Source organism: Streptomyces sp. R21 (assembly GCF_041051975.1).
GTDB lineage: Bacteria > Actinomycetota > Actinomycetes > Streptomycetales > Streptomycetaceae > Streptomyces.
Genome location: NZ_CP163435.1, coordinates 8,724,853 through 8,748,799 on the forward strand (window position 1 = coordinate 8,724,853; position 23,947 = coordinate 8,748,799).

Below are 23,947 nucleotides of genomic sequence, written 5' to 3' on the forward strand. Positions count from 1 at the left end.
GTTGGCTCTCAGGATGGTGCACAGATGGCAACGAACCCGTCGCTCACCACGCTCGCCTCCCCTCTCTCCCTCCCGCTGAGCGAGGTCGACCCGGATGTCGCCGCCGCCGTCGACGCCGAGCTGCACCGCCAGCAGTCGACGCTCGAGATGATCGCCTCGGAGAACTTCGCGCCGGCCGCCGTCATGGAGGCGCAGGGCTCGGTCCTGACCAACAAGTACGCCGAGGGTTACCCGGGCCGCCGCTACTACGGCGGCTGCGAACACGTCGACGTCATCGAGCAGTTGGCCATCGCCCGGGTGAAGGAACTGTTCGGCGCCGAGGCCGCGAACGTGCAGCCGCACTCGGGTGCCCAGGCCAACGCGGCCGCGATGTTCGCGCTGCTCAAGCCTGGCGACACCATCCTCGGCCTCGACCTGGCGCACGGCGGGCACCTGACCCACGGCATGCGCCTCAACTACTCCGGCAAGCTGTACAACGTCGTGCCGTACCACGTGCGCGAGTCCGACCTGCGCATCGACATGGACGAAGTCGAACAGCTCGCGCTCGCGCACCGGCCGAAGATGATCGTCGCCGGCTGGTCGGCCTACCCGCGTCGGCTGGACTTCGCCGCGTTCCGGCGGATCGCCGACGCGGTGGGCTCCTATCTGATGGTGGACATGGCGCACTTCGCCGGGCTGGTGGCCGCGGGACTGCACCCGAGCCCGGTGCCGTATGCCGACGTCGTCACGACCACCACCCACAAGACCCTCGGCGGCCCGCGCGGCGGGGTGATCCTCAGCCGTGCCGAGCTGGCCAAGAAGATCAACTCCGCGGTCTTCCCGGGGCAGCAGGGCGGCCCGCTGGAGCACGTCATCGCGGCGAAGGCGGTGGCTTTCAAGGTGGCGGCGGGCGAGGAGTTCAAGGAGCGCCAGCAGCGCACGCTGCGGGGCGCGAAGATCCTCGCCGGACGGCTGCTGGCCGACGACGTCGCCGAGGCCGGGATCACCGTGCTGACCGGCGGCACCGAAGTCCACCTGGTCCTCGTCGACCTGCGGAACTCCGCGCTCGACGGGCAGCAGGCCGAGGACCGGCTGCACCGCATCGGTATCACCGTCAACCGCAACGCGGTGCCGTTCGACCCCCGTCCGCCGATGGTCTCCTCGGGGCTGCGGATCGGCACGCCAGCCCTGGCCACCCGGGGCTTCGGCGAGACCGAGTTCCGGGAGGTCGCCGACATCATCGCCGAGGCCCTGAAGGGTGACCGGCCCGACGACGAACTGCGTGCCCGCGTCGAGAAGCTCGCCTCCGCCTTCCCCCTGTACCCCCACCTGAACGGAGACGCGGCATGACCACCGAGGCGCTGCCGGAGCACCCGGACTTCCTCTGGCGCAACCCCGATCCGCGCTCCTCGTACGACGTCGTCATCGTCGGCGCGGGAGGCCATGGCCTGGCCACCGCCTACTACCTCGCCAAGAACCACGGCATCACCAACGTCGCGGTCCTGGAGAAGGGGTGGCTGGCCGGCGGCAACATGGCCCGCAACACCACGATCATCCGCTCCAACTACCTGTGGGACGAGAGCGCGGCGATCTACGAGCACGCGCTCAAGCTGTGGGAGCGGCTCCCGGAGGAGCTGGACTACGACTTCCTGTTCAGCCAGCGCGGGGTCCTCAACCTCGCGCACACCCTGCAGGACGTCCGCGAGAGCATGCGCCGGGTCAACGCCAACCGTCTGAACGGGGTCGACGCCGAGTGGCTCGACACGGACGAGGTCGCCAAGGTCTGCCCCATCGTCAACGTCTCGCCCCGCACCCGGTATCCGGTCCTCGGCGGCACCTTCCAGCCGCGGGCGGGCATCGCCAAGCACGACCACGTCGCCTGGGCGCTGGCCCGCCGGGCCGACGAGCTGGGCGTGGACCTGATCCAGGGCTGCGAGGTCACCGGCTTCCTGAAGGACGGCGACCGGGTCGTCGGCGTCGAGACCAACCGCGGCCGCATCCTGGCCGGCCGGGTCGGCCTGGCTGCCGCCGGGCACAGCAGTGTGCTGGCCGAGCGGGCGGGCGTACGGCTGCCGGTGCAGTCCCATCCGCTCCAGGCGCTGGTCTCCGAACTGCACGAGCCGGTGCACCCGACGGTGGTCATGTCGAACCACGTGCACGTCTACGTGTCCCAGGCCCACAAGGGCGAGCTGGTGATGGGCGCGGGCGTCGACTCGTACAACGGCTACGGGCAGCGCGGCTCCTTCCACGTCATCGAGCAGCAGATGGCCGCCGCCGTCGAGCTGTTCCCCGTCTTCGCCCGCGCCCATGTGCTGCGGACCTGGGGCGGCATCGTCGACGTCACCCCGGACGCCTCCCCGATCATCGGCGCCACCCCCGTCGAGAACCTCTACGTCAACTGCGGCTGGGGCACGGGCGGGTTCAAGGCCACCCCGGCCGCCGGCTGGACCTTCGCGCACACCATCGCCACGGGCGAACCGCATCCACTGAACGCCCCCTTCGCGCTCGAACGCTTCACGACGGGCGCCCTGATCGACGAACACGGCGCCGCGGCCGTGGCCCACTGAACGCCCGCTGAAAGCCTGTTGAGAGAAGGACGCCGTGCTGCTGATCAGCTGCCCATGGTGCGGTCCCCGTGACGAGACCGAGTACCACTACGGGGGACAGGCCCATGTCCCCTACCCCGAGACCCCCGCGGACCTCACCGACGAGCAGTGGGCCGAGTACGTCTTCTACCGCGACAACGCCAAGGGCCCCTTCGCCGAGCGGTGGATGCACAGCACCGGTTGCCGCCGCTGGTTCAACGTCCTGCGCGACACCGTCACCAACGAGCTGCTCGCCGCCTACCGGCTCGACGAGCCACGCCCCGAACTGCCCCAGGCCGGAGGTAACCGATGACCGACCAGCACTTCCGGCTCCGGGAGGGAGGCCGCGTCGACCGTTCCGCCGTGCTGCGGTTCACCGTCGACGGGCGGGAGGTGACCGGGCACCCCGGAGACACCGTTGCCTCGGCGATGCTGGCGAACGGCCTCGCCGAGGTCGCCCCCTCCCTCTACCGCGGCCGCCCGCGCGGCATCGTCGCCGCGGGCGTCGAGGAACCCAACGCCCTGTTGCAGCTCGACGGTTCATGCTCGGAGGGCATGCTCCCGGCCACGACCGTGGAGCTGTACGACGGCCTGTCCGCCACCACGCTGTCCGCGATGGGCCGGCTCGCCCCGACCGCCGACCCCGCCGTCTATGACAAGAAGTACGTCCACACCGACGTCCTGGTCGTCGGCGCCGGACCGGCCGGGCTCGCGGCCGCCGCCGCTGCCGCGGACTCCGGTGCCCGCGTGGTCCTCCTCGACGAACAGCCCGAGCCCGGCGGCTCGCTGCTCTCCGGCGTGGAGGCCGGCCTCCAGTGGGTCGCCGAGGTCAAAGCGGCACTCGACGCCGCCCCCGAGGTCGTCGTACTGCAGCGCACCACGGCCTTCGGGTCGTACGACGACAACTATGTGCTGGCCCTGCAGCGACGCACCGACCATCTGGGAACCCACGCGCCCGAAGGCGTCTCGCGCCAGCGCTTGTGGCACATACGGGCTCGCCAGGTCGTCCTGGCGACCGGCGCGCACGAGCGTCCGCTGGTCTTCGCCGCCAACGACCGGCCAGGCGTGATGCTCGCCGCGGCGGTGCGCACGTACCTCAACCGGTACGCCGTGGCGCCCGGTTCGCGAGCCGTGGTGAGCACGACCAACGACAGCGCGTACGACACCGTCGCAGATCTCCACGCCGCCGGCATCGACATCGCCGCCGTCGTGGACGCGCGCCCCGAGCAGTCCGACCGGGCCGCCGAAGTGGCCGTGGCGACCGGGGTGCGGGTGCTGACGGGCAGCGCGGTGGTCGACACTTCGGGCGACCGCAGGCTCACCGGCGTCACCGTCCAGGCTCTCGACGCCGATGGCCGACTGACCGGTGAACCACAGTCGTTCGCCTGTGACCTGCTCGCCGTGTCGGGTGGCTGGAGCCCCGTGGTGCATCTGCACAGCCAACGCCAGGGCCGGCTGCGCTGGGACGAGGATCTGGTCGCGTTCGTCCCCGACGGCACCGTGCGGGACCAGCAGGTCGTCGGTGCGGCCCGCGGGACGTACGACCTCGACGGTTGTCTGGCCGAAGGGGCGCGGGCCGGTGCACGGGCGGCGACCGAGTCCGGGTTCCCCGTTCCGGTGCCCGCGGCGGCCTCCGGCGACGCGCGCCCCGACATCCGCGCACTGTGGCTGGTGCCCGCGCCCGACGGCGAACCGGGGAGCTGGGACACGCACTTCGTGGACCTGCAGCGCGATGTCACCGTCGCCGACGTCTGGCGGTCCACCGGCGCCGGGATGCGCGGCGTCGAGCACGTCAAGCGCTACACCTCGCTCGGCACGGCCGGCGACCAGGGCAAGACGTCCGGTGTCAACGCCATCGGCGTCATCGCCGAGGCCCTCGGCGGTTCGCTCGGAGAGATCGGCACCACGGCCTACCGGGCGCCGTACACGCCGATCGCCTTCGCCGCCCTGGCCGGACGCGAGCGTGGCGAGCTGTTCGACCCGGAGCGGACCACCTCCATCCACAGCTGGCACGTCGCGGGCGGGGCGGAGTTCGAGGACGTCGGGCAGTGGAAGCGCCCCCGGTACTACCCCCAGCCCGGTGAGGACATGGACACGGCCGTGTCCCGTGAGTGCCGCGCGGCCCGCGAGGGGGTGGCGTTCATGGACGCCTCCACCCTCGGCAAGATCGAGATCTGGGGCGCGGACGCGGGCGAGTTCCTCAACCGCATCTACACCAACGCCTTCAAGAAGCTGAAGCCCGGCACGGCCCGCTACGGCGTCATGTGCAAGCCCGACGGCATGATCTTCGACGACGGTGTGACGCTGCGCCTCGACGACAACCGCTACTTCATGACCACCACGACCGGCGGTGCCGCCGGCGTGCTGGACTGGCTGGAGGAGTGGCTGCAGACCGAGTGGCCCGAACTCGACGTCCACTGCACCTCGGTGACCGAGCAGTGGACGACGATCGCCGTCGTCGGTCCCCGGTCGCGCGACGTCGTCGCCCACCTCGCGCCCGACCTCGACCTGTCCGCCGAGGCGTTCCCCTTCATGGCCTTCCGCGAGACCACCCTGGCCTCCGGAATCCCCGCCCGCATCTGCCGGATCTCCTTCTCCGGCGAACTCGCCTACGAGATCAACGTATCCGCGTGGTACGGCCTGACGGTCTGGGAGGAGGTGTACGCGATCGGCCGGCCGTACGACATCACCCCGTACGGCACCGAGACCATGCACGTCCTGCGGGCCGAGAAGGGCTACATCATCGTCGGCCAGGACACCGACGGCACCGTCACCCCGCAGGACGCGGGCATGTCCTGGGTGGTCTCCAAGCAGAAGGACTTCATCGGCAAGCGGTCCCACTCCCGCGCCGACACCTCCCGCACGGACCGCAAGCAGCTGGTCGGCCTGTTGCCGAGCGACCGCACGACCCGGCTGCCCGAGGGCACCCAACTCATCGCGCCGGACACCACCTTGGAGACGGTGCCCGTGCCGATGCTCGGCCACGTCACCTCCAGCTACCACAGTCCGGCCCTCGGCCGCCCCTTCGCCCTCGCCCTCGTCGCCGACGGGCGGGCAAGGATCGGCGCGACCCTGCTCGCCCCGGTGGGCGATGACCTGGTGCCCGTCGAGGTGACCGACTTCGTCCTCTACGACCCCGAAGGGACCAAGCGCGATGGCTGAGCCGACGAACGAGGCAGGCGCAGGTGCCGGGCCGGTGGCACTGCGCACCAGCCCCCTGACCCATCTGGAGGAGCGGATGCGGGCCGCCACCGTCACCGGCGCCCGCGGTGTCGCGCTGACCGAGCGGCCGTTCCTCACCATGGTGAACCTGCGTGTCGACCCCGCTTCCGAGGCGGCCGACCGCATCGAGAAGACCCTGGGGGCCCCGCTCCCGCGCCGGTGCGGCCACACCACCGCGTCCGGCCCTCACACGGTCCTCTGGCTCGGCCCCGACGAATGGCTCGTGGTGTCCGAGGCCGAAGAGACCGCCGTGGCCGCCGAGTTGCGAGAGGTACTCGGAGAAGACCCGGGCTCGGTCGTGGACGTCTCGGCGAACCGCACCACGCTGGAGCTGAGCGGCCCCTCCGCTCGGCAGGTGCTGGAGAAGGGCTGCCCGCTGGACCTGCATCCCCGGTCCTTCGAACCCGGCCGGGCGGTGTCCACCACGGTGGGCCCCGTCGCCGTACTGCTCTGGCAGGTCGACGACCAGCCGGCCTACCGCCTGCTCCCGCGCTCCTCGTTCGCCGACTACCTGGCGCGCTGGCTCATCGACGCGATGAGCGAGTACCACGGCCCGGAGGTGTCCTGATGAGCACGTCACCCAGTACTGAGCACGTACTCACCCTCGACTGCCCCGAGGCTCCCGGCATCGTCCTTGCCGTCTCGCGGTTCCTCGTCGAGCACGGCAGCGACATCATCGACAACCAGCAGTTCGGCGACCGCCGCGACGGCCACTTCTTCATGCGGGTGCAGTTCGCCACGTCCGGCGGCGAGAACACCACCGAGACCCTGCGCCGCGACTTCGCCGCCGTGGCCGCTCCCTTCGCCATGCGATGGCACGTCGAACCGGTCAGCACCCGGCGCCGCGTGCTGGTCATGGTGTCCCGCTACGGCCACTGTCTGAACGACCTGCTCTTCCGCACCCGCAGCGGTGACCTGCCCATCGACGTGGTCGCGGTGGTCTCGAACCACCGCGACCACGAGGCGCTCGTCACCTGGCACGACATCCCGTTCTTCCACGTGCCGGTCACCGCCGCGACCAAACCCGCAGCCGAAGCCCAACTCCTCGAGATCATCGACTCGTTCGACGTCGACCTGATCGTGCTGGCGCGCTACATGCAGGTGCTCTCCGACGACCTGTGCGCCCGGCTGGCCGGCCGGACGATCAACATCCACCACTCGTTCCTGCCGAGCTTCAAGGGCGCCAAGCCCTACCACCAGGCACACGACCGCGGCGTCAAGCTCGTCGGCGCGACGGCCCACTACGTCACCGCCGACCTCGACGAAGGCCCGATCATCGCCCAGGAGGTCATCGGCGCCGACCACAGCCACACCCCCGACGACCTGGCCGCCATCGGCCGCGACGCGGAGTCGGCGGCCCTGGCCCGAGCGGTCCGCTGGCACTGCGAAGGCCGCGTGTTCGTCCAGGGCAGGCGCACGGTGGTGCTGCGCTGACGGTTGGAGGCCGCGGCCCACACCCGGAGGCGTCCTTCGGCTGCCTGGACCACACGGCGATGCGGCCCGCGGAGTTCAATCACCCATGGCGCGAACGCTTGCGGCGGAGCGCTATATACCGCGGCTGCCGTCGAGGCTCTCACGAATGATGTCCGCATGACCGGCGTGCCGGGCAGTCTCCTCGATCATGTGGAGCAGGACCCAGCGCAGGTTCCGCTCCGCCAGGTCGGGGCGACTGCACGGAGCCTCCAGTGACATGTCGGCGACGATCTCCCGTGAGATGGCCACCTGTTCCTCGAAGAAGGCCGTCCAGTGCTTCACCGTGTCCTGCTCGTCGACACGGAAGTCTTCGTCCCTCCAGTCCGGGACCTCCTCTTCGGGCCACTCGTTGGGAAGTGCCCGTCCCGCAACGATGATCTGAAACCACCTGCGCTCCCAGAGGGCCGAGTGTTTGAGCAGGCCCATCAAGGACAACGAGCTCACCGTCGGAGTCATGCGGGCATCCATGTCAGAGACACCGTCGACCTTCCGAAGCAGATCGGCGCGCTGCTTGTCGAGAAAGCCGCAGAGGGCTTCCCGCTCGGTAGAGGTCGAGAACTGGTTGGCTGTCATGTCCCGGACGCTACTGGATCACGAGGACAGCTCCCCGACCGGTGCTGCTGCGTAGCTATCCAGCACGAAGATCACGATCTACAGCTGGAGTACTAGTTCGGCGCCCCCGCCCCGTACCCGGCTGTTGGAGGCAAGTACGTACAAGGTGAGTTCGTGCCCCCACAGGGCGACGGCGGCGTCCGCGTCCCAGGGCCGCACGGGGCCGAGGTCGAGCGCCGAAGCGAGCGAGGCGAAGATGTCGCCGAACGACGCCTCGCCGTTCTCGACGAAATAGAAGGATCCCGCCGAGGCGTCGGTAAGGGCGCGCAGGTAGAGGCCGGCCATGTCGTCAAGGTGCACGGTCGGCCAGATCCGGCAGACCTCGGCCGCCCCACGGGCGGAGCAGGTTGGAGGACGGTCGTCGTGGGCTTGGCATCGACGGCCGAGGGACGCGTCGGCCTGCGCGCCGACGCATCCCCGCGGGCCTCCGCGGCGTGTGCTGACTCCCCCGTCCCGGTCGGTTCAGTCGAGCGGCCAGGGCCGGGCTGTGGCACCGAGCCGGTTCCAGGCGTTGATCACGGTAATGGTCCAGATCAGCTCGGCGAGTTCGACCTCAGTGAATTCGGCGGCCGCCCGGCCGTAAACCTCGTCGGTGACGGGGCCCTCGGTAAGACGGGTCGCCGCCTCGGCCAGCTCCAGGGCGGCCCGTTCGCGGTCGGTGAAGAACGGGGTCTCGCGCCACACGGGCAGTGCGTAGAGCCGCTGCTCGGTCTCCCCGGCCGTACGCGCGTCCCGGGTATGCAGGTCGACGCAGTAGGCGCAGCCGTTGAGCTGGGAGGCGCGTGCCCGCACCAGTTCCAGCAGCGCGGGCTCCAGGCTGACTTTCCGGGAGGCCGCGTCGAGCGAGTTGAGTGCGCGGTTGATGTGCGGGGCCAGCTTGTCGACCGGGAGTCGTACAGATGTCATGGTGTTCTCCTTTGAGTGGGGTTATCGGCTTGCAGTAGTCGACGGTCGGTCGACGATGACGACCTCGCCGTCGCGGAGGGCGCGGTAGGGCACTCCTTCGGCGACGTATCGCTTCACGACGCGCTCGATGGGCTCGCTCTCGGGGATCGGCGAGCGGTAGTGGGGGACGAATGCGTAGTCCAGGAGGCCGAGTCCTTCCCAGAGCGCCGGCCGGCCGTAGGCGGTGACGGTGTCCGCGGGGTCGTCGACGAGTTCGAGACCATGCAGATTGGGCGACAGGACGCAGGCGCCCGCGCTCCAGCCGGCGTAGACGACGGCGTCGCGCCGCAGCAGGCCGGTCAGGATCTCGTCGGCGCCGCTGAGGGCCATTGCCCGACGCAGGACGAACGGGTTGCCGCCATGGACCCAGACGAACCCGAAGCCGGACAAGCGCTCCGCGAGTGCGCCCGGATCACCGAAGTGGTCCCGCAGGTCCACCTCGGTCACCTGGTAGCCGCGGTCGCGCAGCATCGCGACCTCCCGCCCGGTGGCCTGCCGTCTTTGCGGGTCGGGAAGGGCGTCCAGCGCGTTGCCGACGACGGCCGCGGTCCGGGCGTCTCCGACGAGGTCATCCAGCAGTTCGGGGGTGTCCCCGAGTTTCCAGGAGGAAAGGAACAAACGCATGGGCCTGCTCTCGTGACAAGGGGGAGGTCAGGCGGAGACGGTGAGGACGATCTTTCCGGCGGTACGGCCGGCCTCGCCGATCTCGTGGGCCTTGGCCGCCTGCTCCAACGGCAGGACGGTGTCGATACGGGCGCGCAGTCGGCCGGATGCGGCGAGGGAGGCGATCTCCCGCATCCCCGCCTGATCCGCTTCGGTGATCATGAAGGTGGAGCGGAGTCCAAGGGCTCGGGCCTCGGCCGTCAGGTGCACCTCGGCAGGGGAGGCAAGCGAGACGATGAGGCCGCCCGGGCGCAGGGTCTGCAGGGAGCGCGGCCCGTAGTCGCCACCGATGGTGTCGATCACGACGTCGATGGCGCGGGCGGCGGTGGTGAAGTCGGTGCGGGTGTAGTCGATGACCTCGTCGGCACCCAGACCTCGCACGAAGTCGTGGTTGGCGGTGCGCGTGGTGCCGATGACATACGCGCCGCGCGCCACGGCGATCTGGAGGGCCAGGTGTCCGACGCCGCCCGCCACGGCATGGATCAGCACCCGCTGGCCGGGACGGACGTCGGCCGTGTCGACCAGGGCCTGCCAGGCGGTGAGCGCGGCCAAGGGGAGTGCGGCGGCCTCGACATGGGAGAGCCCGGCCGGCTTGGCGGTCAGGTGCCGCGCCGGGGAGACCACGTACTCGGCGTAGGTCCCCGCAGGAGCCGGCTGGCGCGGCATGCCGAACACTTCGTCGCCGGGCTGGAACAGGGTCACACCCGGTCCGACGGCTTCGACCACACCCGACACGTCCCAGCCCAGCCGGATCGGGGTATCGCCCGCCAGCCCGCCGGTGGCCCGGTGCCACCAGTCGGTCGGGTTCACCCCGGCGGCATGCACCCGGACGAGCACCTCGGCGGGGCCGGGCACGGGGCGCGGCACCTCAATGATCTTCAGGACGTCCGGTCCGCCGAAAGAGTCCTGACCGATGGCACGCATAGTGACGTTCCTTATCTTGGTATCTGACACGCCGTCCGTCGTGGTCCGGCCGTGTGGGGATGAACAGGTTCAGGCTTCTATGCGCCGGATGCGCCAACAAGGTGAGATAGTGCAACGGTCGTTAAGGTGGGTTTAACGTCCGGAGGGGTATGTGCTGGAGCGGCTTGAACTTGAGGCGTTCCTGACGCTGGCCGAGGAGTTGCACTTCGGCCGCACGGCAGAACGTCTGCACGTGACCACCGCCCGGATCAGCCAGACCATCAAGAAGGTGGAACGCCAGATCGGGACGCCACTGTTCGAACGCAGCAGCCGCCATGTCTGCCTCACTCAGGCCGGTCAGCGGCTGCACGACGATCTGCGCCCGGGCTATGACCAGATCGAGGCCGGACTCGAGAAGGCGACCAACGCCGCGCGGGGCGTCCGCAGTGTGCTCCAGGTCGGTTTCCTCGGCGCCGCCGCGGGGCAGCTCATGGTCCAGGCCGCCCAGCTGTTCGACCAGCGCCACCCCGGTTGGCAGGCCCGGCCCAGGGAACTGCAGATCGTCGACTGCCTCCGGCGGCTGCGCGCGGGCGATGTCGACCTTCTGGTCGTAAGCCTGCCGCACAGCGAACCCGACATGGTCACCGGACCGGTCCTGTTCTCCGAAACCCGGGTGCTGGGAGTCTCCTCCCGGCACCCGCTCGCTCGCCGTGACAGCGTTTCGCTGGAAGACCTCGTCGCGGTCAAGATGCTGCAGGTGGCCGATGCGTTCCCCGACTACTGGCGCGCGGATCGCACACCCGGCCTCACGCCCCACGGCCACCCCGTCGAATCGGGTCCGCAGTTCGAAACACTCCAGGAGGCCCTGGCTCTGATCGACGCGGGCGAAGGCGCTTTCGTGATGGGCGCCCAGGTGTCGCGCTTCTACGCGCGCCCCGGCGTCGCCTATCTTCCGTTCAGCGACGCACCACCCCTGGAATGGGTGCCCACCTGGCTCGTCACCAACGCCGCGCCCCAGATCCACGCCTTCAACCAGGCCGCCCAGGACGTCGCCACCCGGGTCCATCGCGCCATCCGCCGCTGACGCCGATCCGTGCGTAGACCGGCAAGCGTCCACCGGGCAGCCTCCCGGGAACCGGAACGGCGGTGCACGATCCGCCGTCTGGTCGTCCCGATGCCGTCGAGGACCAGGGATCACGCTGTCTTCTCCCGTTGATTCGTTCCGTTCAGAAGGAATTCAGGAATTCCTGCGCTGGCCAGTGGGAGGAGTCCACGGCTGCGCAGCGCCGGAGCGGGCCGCCGGCTGCTGATCCCACGGCCGGTGGTAGGGGCCGGCGGGGGCGGGACCGGAGGTGCTGTAAGGCGCGGGGCCCGCCTTGCCGGCATCGTGGAGCCGGTGGGCGCCGTGCACCACCAGAGCCCAGGCCAAGCACCCGAACGCCGCGGTGTGCAACACGGCGCGGACGGCGTTCCAGGTGACCCACGCGTTTTCGAAGTCGCTGCGGACGGCGGCGAGGTCCTTGATGTGCCGCGGGTCGCCGGCCTGGGCGAGTTTGTCGTTGAGGGGGACGTTGACCCCGCCAGTCACGAAGAACGCGATCAGGTAGAGCGCGAGCGCCGCGATGATCCATGGCAGCGCGGCTCTGCCGTGTCCTTTCCACGACAGGAACGCGGCGAGGGCGAGGAGGAAGAGCGACCCCATGAACAGGAGCATGAAGAAGGGGTTGACTATCGCCTTGTTGATGTTCTGCATCGTCTCGACCATCGTGCGGTCGGACGACCGTGCCAGGCCGGGCATGACCGAGTAGGTGAAGGCGGCGAACAGCCCGGCCATCAGCCCGGTGGTGAGGGTCGCTGCGATCAGCGTCGCGGTCTGCAACGTTTTCATCGTGGGATCCTTTCCGATTTCCAGTTCAGGGGAGTTGTGTCTCTCGGGCGTGTTCGGCGGGATGCGCAGGGCATGCCGACAAGGCGTGCGGTCACCAGGCGACGCGGGCATCGTGGGCGGGCGCCGTGGCCGCCGCGATCAGCCCGCAGGGTGGGCGAGCTCCTTGAGACGCCGGCCGAGGAGGACGAACAGCAGGACGAGCCCGGCCGTGAGAAGGATGTGGCCAAGGCCGGCGGTCAACGAGACCCCCACAGGCACAGGACGACCGAGCACCGTCTGGCTGCCGTGGACGAACATCATGGCGACGGAGACGACGACGCCCGCGTTGTAGACCCAGAAGAACACGGTGAACAAGCTGCTCCCGGAGAGCTGGAACTGCTTGTCGAGTGCCAGGACGATGAGGAAGGCCAGCATGCCCAGCGCGAGCAAATGCGTGTGCATGAGTGCGAGCTGGGTTCGACCGTCGAAATCGTGGAGCTTGGTGAACTCCCGGTAGTACAGCCCGGACACCACTCCCAAGATCATGTAGATGTGTGCCGCGTGGTAGCACTTTCGCATTCCTGTGCTCTTTCAGTCGGTAGCAGGAGAAAGCCAGGGGCGGAGCCTCAGGGCCTGGTGTCGTTCCAGGTGGGGCTGGTCAGGAAGTAGGTGTCGTAGAGCTCCTGGACCGCCAGCAGGCTTTCCGGCGGCACCTTGCCGTAGGCGATACGTTCCAGGTGGCGGAAGTACTCGAAGCGCTGGACTCCGGGGGTGATGACGATGAGGATGTCGGCGTCGTGCCCTGGAGCGGCAGCGAAGGCGTGGGCGAGACCGGGCGGGACGATGACCAGGTCGCCCCGTTCGGCGGTGACGATCTGGTCGCCGGACAACAGCCGAGCGGTTCCGTCCAGCAGGTAGAACAGCTCGGCGGATTGGGAGTGGCGGTGTGGTTTGGCGCCGTCGGCGCCGTCGGTCAGCGTGACCCGCTGGGTGGACAAGGCGCCTCCGGTGGAGTCGCTGTCGGCCAGCAGCCGGATGGTCGTTGGTGCCTGGCCGATCACCTCGGCGTCGGCGGACCGGGTGATCACAGACGTGTCGAAGGCCGGGACGAAGAGCGACATGTGGATGACTCCTTAACCATTCATCGGGAGGGGAGGGTTTCTCTGAGGACCAGAAGCCCGGTCGCGAGTACTACCGCCGCGGTAGCTCCGTGGATGCCGAAGGCGGCGACTGCCGACCCGTGGTGCGCCAAGATCGTGATCATGTCCCCGATCGGAGTGCCGGCCGCGACCAGGAGCACCCAGCCGAGGGCGCGGCGGTGGCCGGTCACCAGCAGCACCAGGAGGACCAGACCGGAGACGAAATCGCGCACGCCCTTGAGGGTGAGGAAGCCGCCGCCGTCGCCTTGTGGCCAGTTCGGTAGCCCGAAGTCCGGGGCCGTGGTCGCAGGGGCGAGCACGTAGCTCACGCCGACGTACATGATGAACAGGGCGCCAAGAACGGCGAGAACGGTGTTGACGGACTTCAAGGACATGGCGCTTCCATTCATGGGGATGTCATCGCTGTACGGGCCGTGACGAAGTGGGTGTGGGCATCGCTGCGTTCGCTGCCGGTCGTGCAGGGCCGTCCGTCTCCGACGCTCTGCAAGCCGCCTTCGCCCGGTGCCCCGGTATCCGGCCCACCGCTGAACCTAGGGCCCATGCGCCGAAGCGGATAAGGACACCCGGACGTCATGAAGGGGACCCTTCGCGCCACCGCGGAATCGTTCACGCCACGGGCGGACCGTTCACGTCACGAGGGGACCGTTCACGTCACGCAGGGGGCCAACTCACGCCATATTTCAGGCTCATACTGGTAACGTCACCTGCCTTATGCAGTCGCGTGTGAACGAAGGCACGATCTCCGTCCACCTGGCCCGGTTCATCCTCGACTCGGTACGCCGTTCGGGAACGAGCCTGGGCAGGTTCGCCCGCCTGCCCGACCTCGACCCCGAGGTGTTGCGCGACGACCTGTCTCGGGTGTCGACCCCCACGGCGCTCGTCCTGTGGGAGCAACTCACGCTGACAGAGCCGGGATCGGCCATCGGTGCGCTGATCACCAGCCACGCCCCGATCGGCACCTTCGGCTTGTGGGACTACCTGGTCACCACTGGTGAGAACCTCATCGAAACCCTTAAGCGGGCCATCGCCTACCTGGAATGCATCGGCGACCCCGCCAGGGAGAAAATCCAGACGATCGAGGACGGAAAGCACTTCACCATCCGCCATGGCACCGGCACATGGGCCCCCGATGTGGTCGAGGCGATCGACTTCTTCGCCTTGGCGATGTTCCTCACCAGAGCCAGGGCGGCCACTCGGCGCCCGATCGTCCCGCTCCGCGTCACCGTCTCCCACCGCCCGCCGCACGAGCACCGACAACTGGTCGAGTTCTTCGGCACCCGGAACATCGACTTCGACGCCCCCTTCAACTCCATCACCTTCCTCGACGACGACGTGCGCGCTCCCCTGCCCAAGGCGCAACCGGGCCTGGAGAAGATCCTCATGCGCCACGCCGACCTGACCCTGGCCAGGTCCAAAGTGGTCCTGCGGTGGCACGACAGATTCCGCGCAACCCTGATCGCGGCCTTCCACGAGGACAACGCCTCGCTTGAACACGTGGCGCAGCGCCTGGCGATGAGCCCGCGCACCCTTCAGCGCCGCCTGGGCGAGCACGGCACCAACTGGCGCGAGGAGATCGAGGCGATACGCCAGGAACACACGATGGAGCTGCTGCGCACCACCGACCTGCCCCTGCAGTCGATCGCCGTCCGCGTCGGCTACAGCGATGTCCGCGCACTGCGCCGGGCCGTGCGCCGCTGGGAGGGCCAGCCACCCCATGCCCTCCGGCAGGCAACGGGCCACTCCAGGTGAGGGGCCGTCACTGAGCCGGGCTTTCGACGAGCGGGAAGGACCGTACCCGCTCCGCCGCCCCGGTCCGGCCGCTCAGACGTCGCGGCGTCGGACGAGCATCACGGCGAGTGTCAGCGTGATCAGTGGCCAGAGTGCGTAGACGAGCCAGGAGCCGGAAACGGTGGGCATGAAGGCAAGGGAGTCCGGTGTGGGCCCCCAGTTCTGGACCAGCCGCTTCCAGGCGGCCATCAGCGTGCTGTGGTTGACGGTGGCGGACCATCGGGTGCTCGTCGAGAAGAGCGTGGGCAGGATCAGCAGGACGAAGGTGCTCGCGATCATGGTGGCGGCGCCGTGGCGGAGCAGGAAGCCGAGGCCGAGACCGACGAGCGCGCAGAGGGGGGCCAGGAGGGCGGAGGCCACCAGTGCCCGCAGCACTCCGGGGTGGGTGAGCGGAACTCCTGCGTGTTCTGCGTTGAGGATGGCCTGGGCGGTCAGGAAGGAGCCGAGGGAGATGACCGTTCCCACGGCGGCCCACAGCCCGGCGGTGGTAGCGGCCTTGGCCAGTACCACGGCACCGCGCGCGGGGACGGCGACCGTGGTGGTGCGGATCATGCCGTTGCTGTACTCGCTCACCGCGCCCAGGGCGCCGATCGCGCCGGCGACGAGCATGAGCGTCATGTAGCCGGTCGCGGGGAAGGCGGTGAAGGGCTGGAAGACAGGGGGCTCCTGGCCGCTGCGGCCGGGGGCAGCGAGGTTGTTGTTCGCGATCGCCGCCACGGCGGCGGAGCCGATGACGAACAGGCTGATCAGAGCGATGGTCCACCAGGTGGAACGCAGTGAGCGCATTTTGATCCACTCGGAGCGGATCAGATCGGCGAAGCGGGGAGGGGGCCCGGGTCGGGCGGACGAAGGGGTCACTGTGCGGTGGCTAAGGGTGGTCATGAGGTGATTCCTGCCGTGTATTCGACGCTGTCGGCGGTGAGTTCCATGAAAGCGGCCTCCAACGAAGCTGTACGGGTGGCTAGTTCGGTCAGCAGGATCCGGTTGTCGAGGGCGATGGTGGCGACGCGGTCCGCGGACAGCCCGGTCACCGTGAGTTTCTCGGTGCCTGCGGAGCCCTCGGGCGCGACTGCCGCGCCCGCGGCGGTCAGGAGTCCGGACAACTCGGCGGCCTGTGGCGTGCCCACCACCACCGTGCCCCGGGTGCCGCGGGCGGCGAAGTCCCGTACCGGTTCGGCGGCGATGAGCCGGCCCCGGCCGATGACGACCAGGTCGTCAGCGGTGTTCTCCATCTCCGACATCAGGTGGCTGGAGAGGAAGACGGTGCGGCCCTCGGCGGCCAGGCGGCGAAAGAGGCGGCGCATCCAGAGCACGCCCTCCGGATCCATGCCGTTGACGGGCTCGTCGAACATGAGCACCGGCGGGTCGCCCAGCAGGGCGGTGGCCACGCCGAGACGTTGCTTCATACCTAGGGAGAACCCGCCGACGCGGCGGCCGGCGGCGTCGGCGAGCCCCACCTCCTCCAGTACCTCGTCCGCTCGGCGCAGCGGGATTCCGTTGCCGGCGGCGAGGGCGCAGAGGTGGGACCTGGCGCTGCGTCCGCCGTGCACCTGATGGGCGTCCAGGAGGGCGCCCACGTGGTGCAGTCCGCGTGCGTGGCTGCGGAAGGGGACGCCGCTGACGGTGGCCGTGCCGCCGGAAGGTGCGTCCAGGCCGAGGATCATGCGCAGGGTGGTGGTCTTGCCCGCTCCGTTGGGGCCGAGGAATCCGGTGACCCGGCCCGGTCGCACGGTGAAGGTCAGCTGGTCGACGGCTGCCTTGCTGCCGTAGCGCTTGGTGAGTTCGTTGACTTCGATCACGAGGACAACACTCCGTCAGGGGCTGCGTCCTGGCATCGGACCGGGGATGGCAGTCCGGTTGCCCGCTCCATCCCCCGGATGTAGGTCCGGGGGATGGTGACCGCCTGTCGCGGGGTGGCTAATCTCTCGGGGTGAACACCAGATCGAATGTCTGCTCGTGCCCCTACGGATCGGATCGTCACCGCACGTCAGAGCAGGCGCACACGTGATGAGAAGGAGAGCCTCAGTGTGGGCCGGTGGCTTCCTGTACGTCCTGGTGCACGGGCTGTTGGTGGGGGCCGCCACGCAGACGTCGGGGACGGTACGCGCGGTGGGCTCCCTGCTGGCCCTGGGCCTGCTCGTCGAAGTGGTGCGACGCGCGCCCGTGGCGGCACTGACGCTGGTGCTGTCGGGAGTCACCTTCATGATCGCGGGCGACCCGAGTCCCACCGGGATACGGTCGTCGATTGCCTACCAGGGGCAGTTCCTCGCCTACCTGGCGGGCGACTTCGTCCTCGCACGCATCGTGGCCACCCGCCCGCAGCGGACCGCGATCGCCGCCGCGACCGTCACAGGCGTCGTGCCACTGCTGATGGCGGGTGCCTTTTCCGGCGGCAACAGCATGATCGTCAACGTGTTGATCACGCTGCTGGCGCTGGTCGCCTCGTGTGCGGCCGGTCTGCTGGTCCGCGAGCGGCGTGAGCATGCGGTGGCCCTGCGGGCGCAGGAGGTGACCGAGGCCGTCACCGCGGAACGGCTTCGGATAGCACGGGAGTTGCATGACATGGTCGCGCACAGCATCGGCATCATCGCCATCCAGGCAGGCGCGGGCAGCAGGGTGATCCGCACCCAGCCCGTGAAGGCGCAGGAAGCGCTGCAGGCCATCGAGGACACCAGCAGGGAAGCACTCTCCGGGCTCCGGCGCACCCTGGTCTCGCTCCGCCGGGCGGACCCGGAGGCGGCGACCCCACGGACGTCACCGCTCCCGCCGGCACCGGGGCTCGCCGATGTGGAGCGGCTGGCGGCGAGCACTGCCGCCGCCGGCGTCCACGTCGACGTTCGCCGCACCGGTGAGTCGCGCCCGCTGCCGCCCGACATCGACCTGTCCGCCTACCGCATCGTGCAGGAGGCACTCACCAACGTGGTCCGGCACGCCGGCACCGGGCACTGCCAAGTGACCATCGGACACGAGCATGGCGAACTGTCCGTCGAAGTCGTCGATGACGGACTTGGCCCAGGGGACGAACCAGGCTCCCGTCCCGGCGGCCCTGGCTCGCATTCCGGCCACGGATTCGGCCTAGTGGGCATGCGGGAGAGGGTCGCCCTGCTCAACGGCCGCTTCAGTGCCGGCCCCGGCCACAACGGCGGCTTCCGGGTCTCGGCCCGACTGCCACTGCCGGAAACCACCTCAGTTGTGCTGGAGAGCCGATGACCGTACGTGTAGTGCTCGCCGACGATCAGCCGCTGGTGAGGTCCGGCCTGCGCATGATCATGAGCGAGTACCCGGAGCTGGAGGTCGTCGGTGAGGCCGCGACAGGTGCCGAAGCGGTCCAACGCGTCGCGGAAGCCGGGCCGGACGTCGTGGTGATGGACATCCGGATGCCCGGCATGGACGGCATCGAGGCGACCCGCCTGATCACCGACGGCACGACCGGGACCCGAGTCCTGGTCCTGACCACCTTCGACGAGGACGACCACGTCTACGCCGCGCTGCGCGCAGGTGCCAGCGGCTTCATGGTCAAGGACATGGCACTGGATGACATCGTCGCGGCGATCCGCGTGGTCGCGGCGGGGGACTCGCTGCTCGCACCGGGGGTGACACGGCGTCTGATCGCGGACTTCGTCGAACTCCGCGAAGGCATTCCGCGGCGCCCCCTGCGGCCGGTCGAGGGCATCACCGAGCGCGAGCAGGAGGTACTCACTCTGATCGGACAGGGCCGGTCGAACACCGAGATCGCGGAAGACCTGTTCATCACGGTGGCCACCGCCAAGTCCCATGTGTCGCGGCTGTTCACCAAGCTCGGCGCCCGGGACCGGGTCCAGCTCGTGATCACGGCGTACGAGTGGGGACTCGTCGCTCCGCCGCACTGAGCACGTCACGCGGGGCTGACGGTTTCCTCGGCGTCACCCGGGGAAACGAGTCCCGTCTCGTAGGCGAGGACGACGGCCTGGGCGCGGTCGCGCAGGCTCAGCTTGGAGAAGATCCGGGCGACGTGGGTCTTCACCGTCGCCTCGCTCAGTGTCAGTTGCCGGGCCAGTTCGGTGTTGGACAGGCCCCGGCCCATCCACGTCAGCACCTCTCGTTCGCGCGGTGTCAGTGCCGCCAGGTCCCGGTGGACCGCCGGGGCCGCCGGTCCCGGGCCGGAGACCGACCCCGGCGTCGGGGGGTCGGCGGCGAAGCGCTCCACGAGACGCCGGGTGATCGCGGGGGCGAGGAGGGCGTCGCCGGTGTCGACCAGGCGTACGGCGGCGGCCAGGTGTGCGGGGGTGACGTCCTTGAGGAGGAAGCCGCTGGCTCCGGCGGCGAGGGCGGCGTAGACGTACTTGTCGAGGTCGAAGGTGGTCAGCATGATCACCCGGCAGTCCGGGGCCTGGGCGAGGATGCGGCGGGTGGCTTCCAGGCCGTCCATGTTGGGCATGCGGATGTCCATCAGCACGACGTCGGGCCGCAGTTCCCGCACTGCGGTGATGGCCTCGATGCCGTCGGAGGCTTCGCCCACGACGTCGATGCCGCGGGCGGTGAGGATCATGCGGAAGCCGGTGCGCAGCAGTTCTTGGTCGTCGGCGATCACTACGCGAGGGGCGGGTGCGTCGGGGGTGGTCACGGGCGGTCCAGGGGGATGCGGGCGCGGACGCGGTAGCCGCCGCCGAGGCGGCGGCGTGCGTCGAGGTCGCCGCCGTAGACGGAGACCCGCTCGTGCAGGCCGAGCAGCCCGCGTCCGGTGCCGTCTGCCTTTTCCCAGGCCCGTTCCGTCGGGGCGGGCATGGTGCCCGACAGGACGCTCGGCCCGCTGTTGAGCACTTCGACCCGTAGGTGGTTGTCCGCGTAGCGCACCGTCACTTCAGCTTTCGCCCCGTCTCCGTGTTTGAGCGCATTGGTCAGGCTCTCCTGGATGATCCGGTAGGCGGTGACGTCGATCCCGGTCGGGAGTGGGCGAGGTTCGCCCGATACCCGCATCTCGACGGGCAGGCCGGCGAAGGCGATCTTGTCGATGAGCGGACCGAGCCGGCTGAGGCTCGGTTGCGGCGACAGGTCCACGTCGTAGGGTTCGTCCTCGCCGTTCTGCGCGGGGGCGAGCAAGCCGAGCAGGTGCCGCAGCTCGGTCATCGTGTTCCGACCGGCGGTTTCCACGGCACTCATCGCGGCCGCGGCTTCCTCGGGCAGGGTGGTCAGTACTTCGCGGGCGGCACCGGCCTGGACCACCATGACGCTGACGTTGTGGCTGACGATGTCGTGCAACTCCGAGGCGATCCTTGCCCGTTCGGCATCGACCGCAGCCCGTGTCGCGCTCTCGCGCTCACGTTCCAGCAGCCAGCCGCGCTCCTCGATGGCCGTGCGGTGGCGGCGTCGCGCCCGCGCCGCTGCCCCAGCGAGCCATCCGGCGGCGCCAACTGTCACAGCAAGCGCGATGATCAGCAAGGTCGTCCACGATTCCCCCATGTGGTCATCTTCCCAGGGGTGCGGCGGCACAGTGCACCGGCCTCCCGGACGCGGTCTCGTACATCCCCGCGTACATCCCCAGGATGACCTGCGCATACGGATACATCCGGGGGGCGACGCACCATGATCGTCGCCGGGCCTAGGTTTCGGGGCATGACAAACGATCAGGTGGGTGTCCGGCAGACAGTGGTACGGCTGGACGGCGTGCACAAGGAATACGGCGATGCGAAGGCCCTGGACGGGCTTTCGCTGGAGATCAAGGCCGGCGACGCGGTCGCGGTGATGGGACCTTCCGGCTGCGGCAAGTCCACGCTGCTCAACATGGTGGCCGGTCTGGACCGGCCGACCTCGGGCACGGTCGAGGTGCAGGGCCACGACCTGGGGAAGCTGAACGAAACGGGGCTGGCACTGTTCCGGCGCCGCCACGTCGGCATGATCTTCCAGTTCTTCAATCTCATCGACGACTTGCCCGTCCTGGACAACGTGGCACTGGCCGCGCAGCTGACCGGCACCCCGGCCCGCCAGGCGCGCCGCCGGGCCCTGGAGCTGCTGGATGAACTCGGTGTTGCCAAGCGCCGCAACAACTACCCGGCGACACTCAGCGGCGGCGAACGTCAACGCGTCGCGGTAGCAAGGGCGTTGATGAACCGTCCCGCTCTTCTCCTCGCCGACGAGCCGACCGGCGCTCTCGACAGCCGGTCGGGCGAACAGGTGATGGACCTGCTGATCGACCTCAACCAGATCGGCCAGACCCTGCTGATCGTCACCCACGACCCGCAGCTCGCCACCCGCTGCGCCAGCCGGCTCATCGAAGTCGCCGACGGTCAGGTCGCCCGCGAGCGCACGCTGGAGGTGTCGGCATGAGGGCCGTGTGGAGAGCCTCCCGGGCGGCTGTGAAGCGGCGTCGGGTCCAGACCTTCGTGATCGGGTTGGTGGTGTTCTGCTCCACCACCACCGTCCTGCTCGCGCTGACCCTGCTGACTGCCGCCTCCAGCCCCTTCGACAAGGCGTACGCCGAGCAGCGCGGCGCGCACACGGCCGCTTCCTTCGACACCACGAAGGTCACCCCGGAACAACTGGCCCGTACCGCGAAGCAGCCCGGAGTGGAGGCCGCCGCGGGACCGTTCGGACAAGCCGTCGTCGACATACCCAAGGACTGGCTGTGGATGGCGGGCGGCACCCTCAGCGTGGTGGGCCGGGCCGACCCGGCGGGTCCCGTGGACCGGATCGACCTGCTGGAGGGCCGGTGGGCCACCGGCACCGGCGAGATCGTCGTCAACTGGTCCGCGCAGGGCTCTCCCGGCACCGAATTCCTCGGTACGAAGCTGAAGACACCGAGCGGAGCAACGCTGGCCGTCGTCGGGTTTGCCACCAGCATGAGCAAGTCGGCAAGCGCCTGGGTCTCACCCGCGCAGATGACCGCACTGCACCCCACCTCCGCCCAGATGCTTTACCGCTTCACGAAATCCGATACCGAAGCCCAGCTGAGCGCTTCGCTGGACCGGGCCACCGCGGGACTGCCCAGGGAAGCCATCACCGGCGCGCAGACCTACCTCACCCTCAAGCAGGCGTTCTCCGCACTGGCCGACTCCTACCTCCCCTTCATGACCCTCTTCGGCATCCTCGGCCTGCTGGTCTCCGTCCTGATCGTCGGCAACGTGGTCAGCGGGGCGGTCGTCTCCGGATACCGGCACATCGGCGTCCTCAAGGCGCTGGGGTTCACCCCCAACCAAGTCGTCGCCGTCTACCTGACCATGCTCTCCGTGCCGGCCCTGGCGGGCTGCGTGCTGGGCACGCTGGCCGGCAACGCACTGGCCGGACCGATCATGAAGGTCGCCTTCACCGGCATCGACGTCGGCCGGGCCACGGTCGGTGAGGTCAGCCCGTGGGTGTCCGTGGCCTGCCTGCTGGGCATGCCCGCCCTCGTCCTGTTCACCGCACTGATCCCCGCCCTGCGGGCCCATCGGCTGCCCGCCGCGCAGGCCATCAGCGCCGGTGGTGTTCCCCGCACCGGGCGTGGACTGCGCGTCCAGCGGCTGCTCGGTGCCACCCGCCTGCCACGCCCGGTCAGTCTGGGCATGGGTCAGCCCTTCGCCCGCCCCGCCCGCACCCTGCTGACCCTGGCCGCCATCGTCCTCGGCGTCACCACCGTCACCTTGTCCACCGGTTTGACCAGCACCTTGGTCGCCTACGGCAACGTCGGCAAAGAGGATGGCAGCGCCCGCATCCAGGTCACCACCGGCGGATCCGGCGATGCCAAAGCGGCGCCCCGCCTCAGCGACACGCAGATCGAGGAACAGCTGCGAGCCCTGCCGGGTGCGCAGGGGGTACGAGCCCGTGCGCTGTCCCAGGCGAACATGACCGGCCAGAACCAGCCCGTCTTCGCCGACTTCTACCGCGGCGACAACTCCCTCTACGAGCACACCATCGTCAAGGGCCGCGCCCCGAAGGCGGCCGGCGAGATCGTGGCCGGGCCGGCTTTCCTCACCCAACGCGGCCTGAAGATCGGCGACCGGACCACCCTCGAACTGAACGGAAAGAAGATCACGGCAACCGTCGTGGGCCAGGTCATTGAAGGCAACGCCCGTGCCCTGGAAGCCACGTGGGACACTTTGATCCAACTCGCACCCGACGCGCACGCCACCGAGTACACGGTCCGTCTCGCCCCCGACACCGACGCCCACGCCTACGCGGAGGCGGCCGGGAAGCTCGACCCGGCCGTGCACGCCTCCGTGCTGGACCCCGGCAACGCCGGCACCACCACCGTCATCACCTTCTCCACCGTCTTCACCGTGCTGCTCACCCTCGTGGCTTCGCTCGGCGTCTTCAACACCGTCCTCCTCAACACCCGTGAACGACGCAGGGACCTGGGCATGCTCAAGTCCATCGGCATGACGCCTCGTCAAGTGATCCTGATGACGGTCACCTCGGTCGCCGGACTCGGCGCCATGGGCGCACTGCTCGGCATCCCCCTCGGGATCGCGGCCCACCGCCTCGTCGTGGACCACGTCGGCGTAGTCGACTTCCCCGAGTACATGAAGGACGTATGGCACGCGCCCCAACTGGCCGCGATGCTCTTGGCCGGAGTGGCGATCGCCGTACTCGGCGCCTTGATCCCCGCCCGCACGGCGGCCCGCACCACCATCGCCACAGTTCTGCATACGGAATAGCCGCCACGACACGGCGGCTGGACCCCACGGAGAGCCACACCCCTCACGCACCACCCGTGACACAGTCCTGGATCGCCCACAGCGGCAGCCCAGGACGTCGCCGTGGACGATGTACACAATGCGCGAGCACCACCGAGGGCC

At 69.4% G+C, this 23,947-nt stretch carries 25 protein-coding genes; 12 read left to right on the top strand and 13 right to left on the bottom strand.

Features of this window, described 5'->3' with window-relative positions; genetic code table 11:
- The first annotated feature begins 24 nt into the window (after positions 1-24).
- The 6 genes from glyA to purU are packed head-to-tail and all read left to right on the top strand — an operon-like array spanning position 25 to position 7,220.
- Positions 25-1,329 (top strand): serine hydroxymethyltransferase, encoded by a 1,305-nt coding sequence (glyA, locus tag AB5J56_RS39020; protein ID WP_369240173.1) that lies wholly within the window; start codon positions 25-27, stop codon positions 1,327-1,329.
- The gene (locus AB5J56_RS39025; RefSeq protein WP_369240175.1) at positions 1,326-2,546 is read left to right on the top strand and encodes a sarcosine oxidase subunit beta family protein; all 1,221 of its coding nucleotides are present in this window, start codon (positions 1,326-1,328) and stop codon (positions 2,544-2,546) included. Before glyA ends, AB5J56_RS39025 begins: the two co-directional genes overlap by 4 nt.
- Positions 2,547-2,580: 34 nt before the next feature.
- Positions 2,581-2,877: a sarcosine oxidase subunit delta gene (locus AB5J56_RS39030; protein WP_369240177.1), complete on the top strand. Its 297-nt coding sequence runs from the start codon at positions 2,581-2,583 to the stop codon at positions 2,875-2,877.
- Entirely contained in the window at positions 2,874-5,726 is a 2,853-nt protein-coding gene (locus tag AB5J56_RS39035; protein WP_369240179.1) for a sarcosine oxidase subunit alpha family protein, read from the top strand. Before AB5J56_RS39030 ends, AB5J56_RS39035 begins: the two co-directional genes overlap by 4 nt.
- On the top strand, positions 5,719-6,354 hold the full coding sequence (locus AB5J56_RS39040) for a sarcosine oxidase subunit gamma (protein WP_369240181.1): 636 nt from the start codon (positions 5,719-5,721) through the stop codon (positions 6,352-6,354). The genes AB5J56_RS39035 and AB5J56_RS39040 overlap by 8 nt, the downstream gene beginning before the upstream one ends.
- The gene (gene purU / locus AB5J56_RS39045) at positions 6,354-7,220 is read left to right on the top strand and encodes a formyltetrahydrofolate deformylase (RefSeq protein WP_369240183.1); all 867 of its coding nucleotides are present in this window, start codon (positions 6,354-6,356) and stop codon (positions 7,218-7,220) included. The genes AB5J56_RS39040 and purU overlap by 1 nt, the downstream gene beginning before the upstream one ends.
- A gap of 111 nt (positions 7,221-7,331) precedes the next feature.
- Here purU and AB5J56_RS39050 read toward each other — a convergent pair whose 3' ends face one another.
- The 5 genes from AB5J56_RS39050 to AB5J56_RS39070 form a co-directional block, all read right to left on the bottom strand.
- Entirely contained in the window at positions 7,332-7,832 is a 501-nt protein-coding gene (locus AB5J56_RS39050) for a DinB family protein (RefSeq protein ID WP_369240185.1), read from the bottom strand.
- Between the two features lie 78 nt (positions 7,833-7,910).
- Positions 7,911-8,156 (bottom strand): hypothetical protein, encoded by a 246-nt coding sequence (locus tag AB5J56_RS39055; protein ID WP_369240187.1) that lies wholly within the window; start codon positions 8,154-8,156, stop codon positions 7,911-7,913.
- A 177-nt stretch (positions 8,157-8,333) separates the two neighbouring features.
- Positions 8,334-8,777: a carboxymuconolactone decarboxylase family protein gene (locus tag AB5J56_RS39060; RefSeq protein ID WP_369240189.1), complete on the bottom strand. Its 444-nt coding sequence runs from the start codon at positions 8,775-8,777 to the stop codon at positions 8,334-8,336.
- Positions 8,778-8,798: 21 nt separating this feature from the next.
- The gene (locus AB5J56_RS39065) at positions 8,799-9,440 is read right to left on the bottom strand and encodes a Type 1 glutamine amidotransferase-like domain-containing protein (RefSeq protein ID WP_369240191.1); all 642 of its coding nucleotides are present in this window, start codon (positions 9,438-9,440) and stop codon (positions 8,799-8,801) included.
- 27 nt (positions 9,441-9,467) lie between these two features.
- Positions 9,468-10,403: an NADP-dependent oxidoreductase gene (locus tag AB5J56_RS39070; protein ID WP_369240193.1), complete on the bottom strand. Its 936-nt coding sequence runs from the start codon at positions 10,401-10,403 to the stop codon at positions 9,468-9,470.
- Between the two features lie 151 nt (positions 10,404-10,554).
- Here AB5J56_RS39070 and AB5J56_RS39075 point away from each other — a divergent pair, with 151 nt between their 5' ends.
- Positions 10,555-11,466 carry a LysR family transcriptional regulator gene (locus tag AB5J56_RS39075; protein ID WP_369240195.1) on the top strand — a complete coding sequence of 304 codons (912 nt, stop codon included), beginning with the start codon at positions 10,555-10,557 and terminating at the stop codon, positions 11,464-11,466.
- 153 nt (positions 11,467-11,619) lie between these two features.
- Here AB5J56_RS39075 and AB5J56_RS39080 read toward each other — a convergent pair whose 3' ends face one another.
- The 4 genes from AB5J56_RS39080 to AB5J56_RS39095 form a co-directional block, all read right to left on the bottom strand.
- On the bottom strand, positions 11,620-12,270 hold the full coding sequence (locus AB5J56_RS39080; protein WP_369240197.1) for a DUF1772 domain-containing protein: 651 nt from the start codon (positions 12,268-12,270) through the stop codon (positions 11,620-11,622).
- A gap of 138 nt (positions 12,271-12,408) precedes the next feature.
- The gene (locus tag AB5J56_RS39085) at positions 12,409-12,828 is read right to left on the bottom strand and encodes a DUF2871 domain-containing protein (RefSeq protein WP_369240199.1); all 420 of its coding nucleotides are present in this window, start codon (positions 12,826-12,828) and stop codon (positions 12,409-12,411) included.
- A gap of 47 nt (positions 12,829-12,875) precedes the next feature.
- Positions 12,876-13,370: a cupin domain-containing protein gene (locus tag AB5J56_RS39090; protein WP_369240201.1), complete on the bottom strand. Its 495-nt coding sequence runs from the start codon at positions 13,368-13,370 to the stop codon at positions 12,876-12,878.
- A gap of 20 nt (positions 13,371-13,390) precedes the next feature.
- The gene (locus AB5J56_RS39095) at positions 13,391-13,783 is read right to left on the bottom strand and encodes a DUF4267 domain-containing protein (RefSeq protein ID WP_369240203.1); all 393 of its coding nucleotides are present in this window, start codon (positions 13,781-13,783) and stop codon (positions 13,391-13,393) included.
- A gap of 349 nt (positions 13,784-14,132) precedes the next feature.
- Between AB5J56_RS39095 and AB5J56_RS39100 the strand changes: the two genes are divergently transcribed.
- Entirely contained in the window at positions 14,133-15,158 is a 1,026-nt protein-coding gene (locus AB5J56_RS39100; protein ID WP_369240205.1) for an AraC family transcriptional regulator ligand-binding domain-containing protein, read from the top strand.
- A 72-nt stretch (positions 15,159-15,230) separates the two neighbouring features.
- On the opposite strand, the gene AB5J56_RS39105 is transcribed toward AB5J56_RS39100, so the two are convergent.
- Together AB5J56_RS39105 and AB5J56_RS39110 are read right to left on the bottom strand one after the other, a co-directional pair.
- Complete coding sequence (locus AB5J56_RS39105) at positions 15,231-16,079, bottom strand: ABC transporter permease (RefSeq protein ID WP_369240207.1); 849 nt, start codon at positions 16,077-16,079, stop codon at positions 15,231-15,233.
- A complete protein-coding gene (locus AB5J56_RS39110) occupies positions 16,076-16,996 on the bottom strand; it encodes an ABC transporter ATP-binding protein (RefSeq protein WP_369240209.1) in 921 nt (306 codons plus the stop codon). The genes AB5J56_RS39105 and AB5J56_RS39110 overlap by 4 nt, the downstream gene beginning before the upstream one ends.
- 226 nt (positions 16,997-17,222) lie before the next feature.
- Between AB5J56_RS39110 and AB5J56_RS39115 the strand changes: the two genes are divergently transcribed.
- Entirely contained in the window at positions 17,223-18,407 is a 1,185-nt protein-coding gene (locus tag AB5J56_RS39115) for a sensor histidine kinase (RefSeq protein WP_369240211.1), read from the top strand.
- Entirely contained in the window at positions 18,404-19,066 is a 663-nt protein-coding gene (locus AB5J56_RS39120; RefSeq protein WP_369240213.1) for a response regulator, read from the top strand. The genes AB5J56_RS39115 and AB5J56_RS39120 overlap by 4 nt, the downstream gene beginning before the upstream one ends.
- A 5-nt stretch (positions 19,067-19,071) precedes the next feature.
- On the opposite strand, the gene AB5J56_RS39125 is transcribed toward AB5J56_RS39120, so the two are convergent.
- Entirely contained in the window at positions 19,072-19,800 is a 729-nt protein-coding gene (locus AB5J56_RS39125; protein WP_369240215.1) for a response regulator, read from the bottom strand.
- Complete coding sequence (locus AB5J56_RS39130; RefSeq protein WP_369240217.1) at positions 19,797-20,615, bottom strand: sensor histidine kinase; 819 nt, start codon at positions 20,613-20,615, stop codon at positions 19,797-19,799. Before AB5J56_RS39130 ends, AB5J56_RS39125 begins: the two co-directional genes overlap by 4 nt.
- Before the next feature lie 144 nt (positions 20,616-20,759).
- Between AB5J56_RS39130 and AB5J56_RS39135 the strand changes: the two genes are divergently transcribed.
- Together AB5J56_RS39135 and AB5J56_RS39140 are read left to right on the top strand one after the other, a co-directional pair.
- Complete coding sequence (locus AB5J56_RS39135) at positions 20,760-21,500, top strand: ABC transporter ATP-binding protein (protein WP_369240219.1); 741 nt, start codon at positions 20,760-20,762, stop codon at positions 21,498-21,500.
- Positions 21,497-23,806, top strand: coding sequence for an FtsX-like permease family protein (locus AB5J56_RS39140; RefSeq protein WP_369240221.1), 2,310 nt, complete (start codon positions 21,497-21,499; stop codon positions 23,804-23,806). The genes AB5J56_RS39135 and AB5J56_RS39140 overlap by 4 nt, the downstream gene beginning before the upstream one ends.
- Positions 23,807-23,947 lie beyond the last annotated feature (141 nt).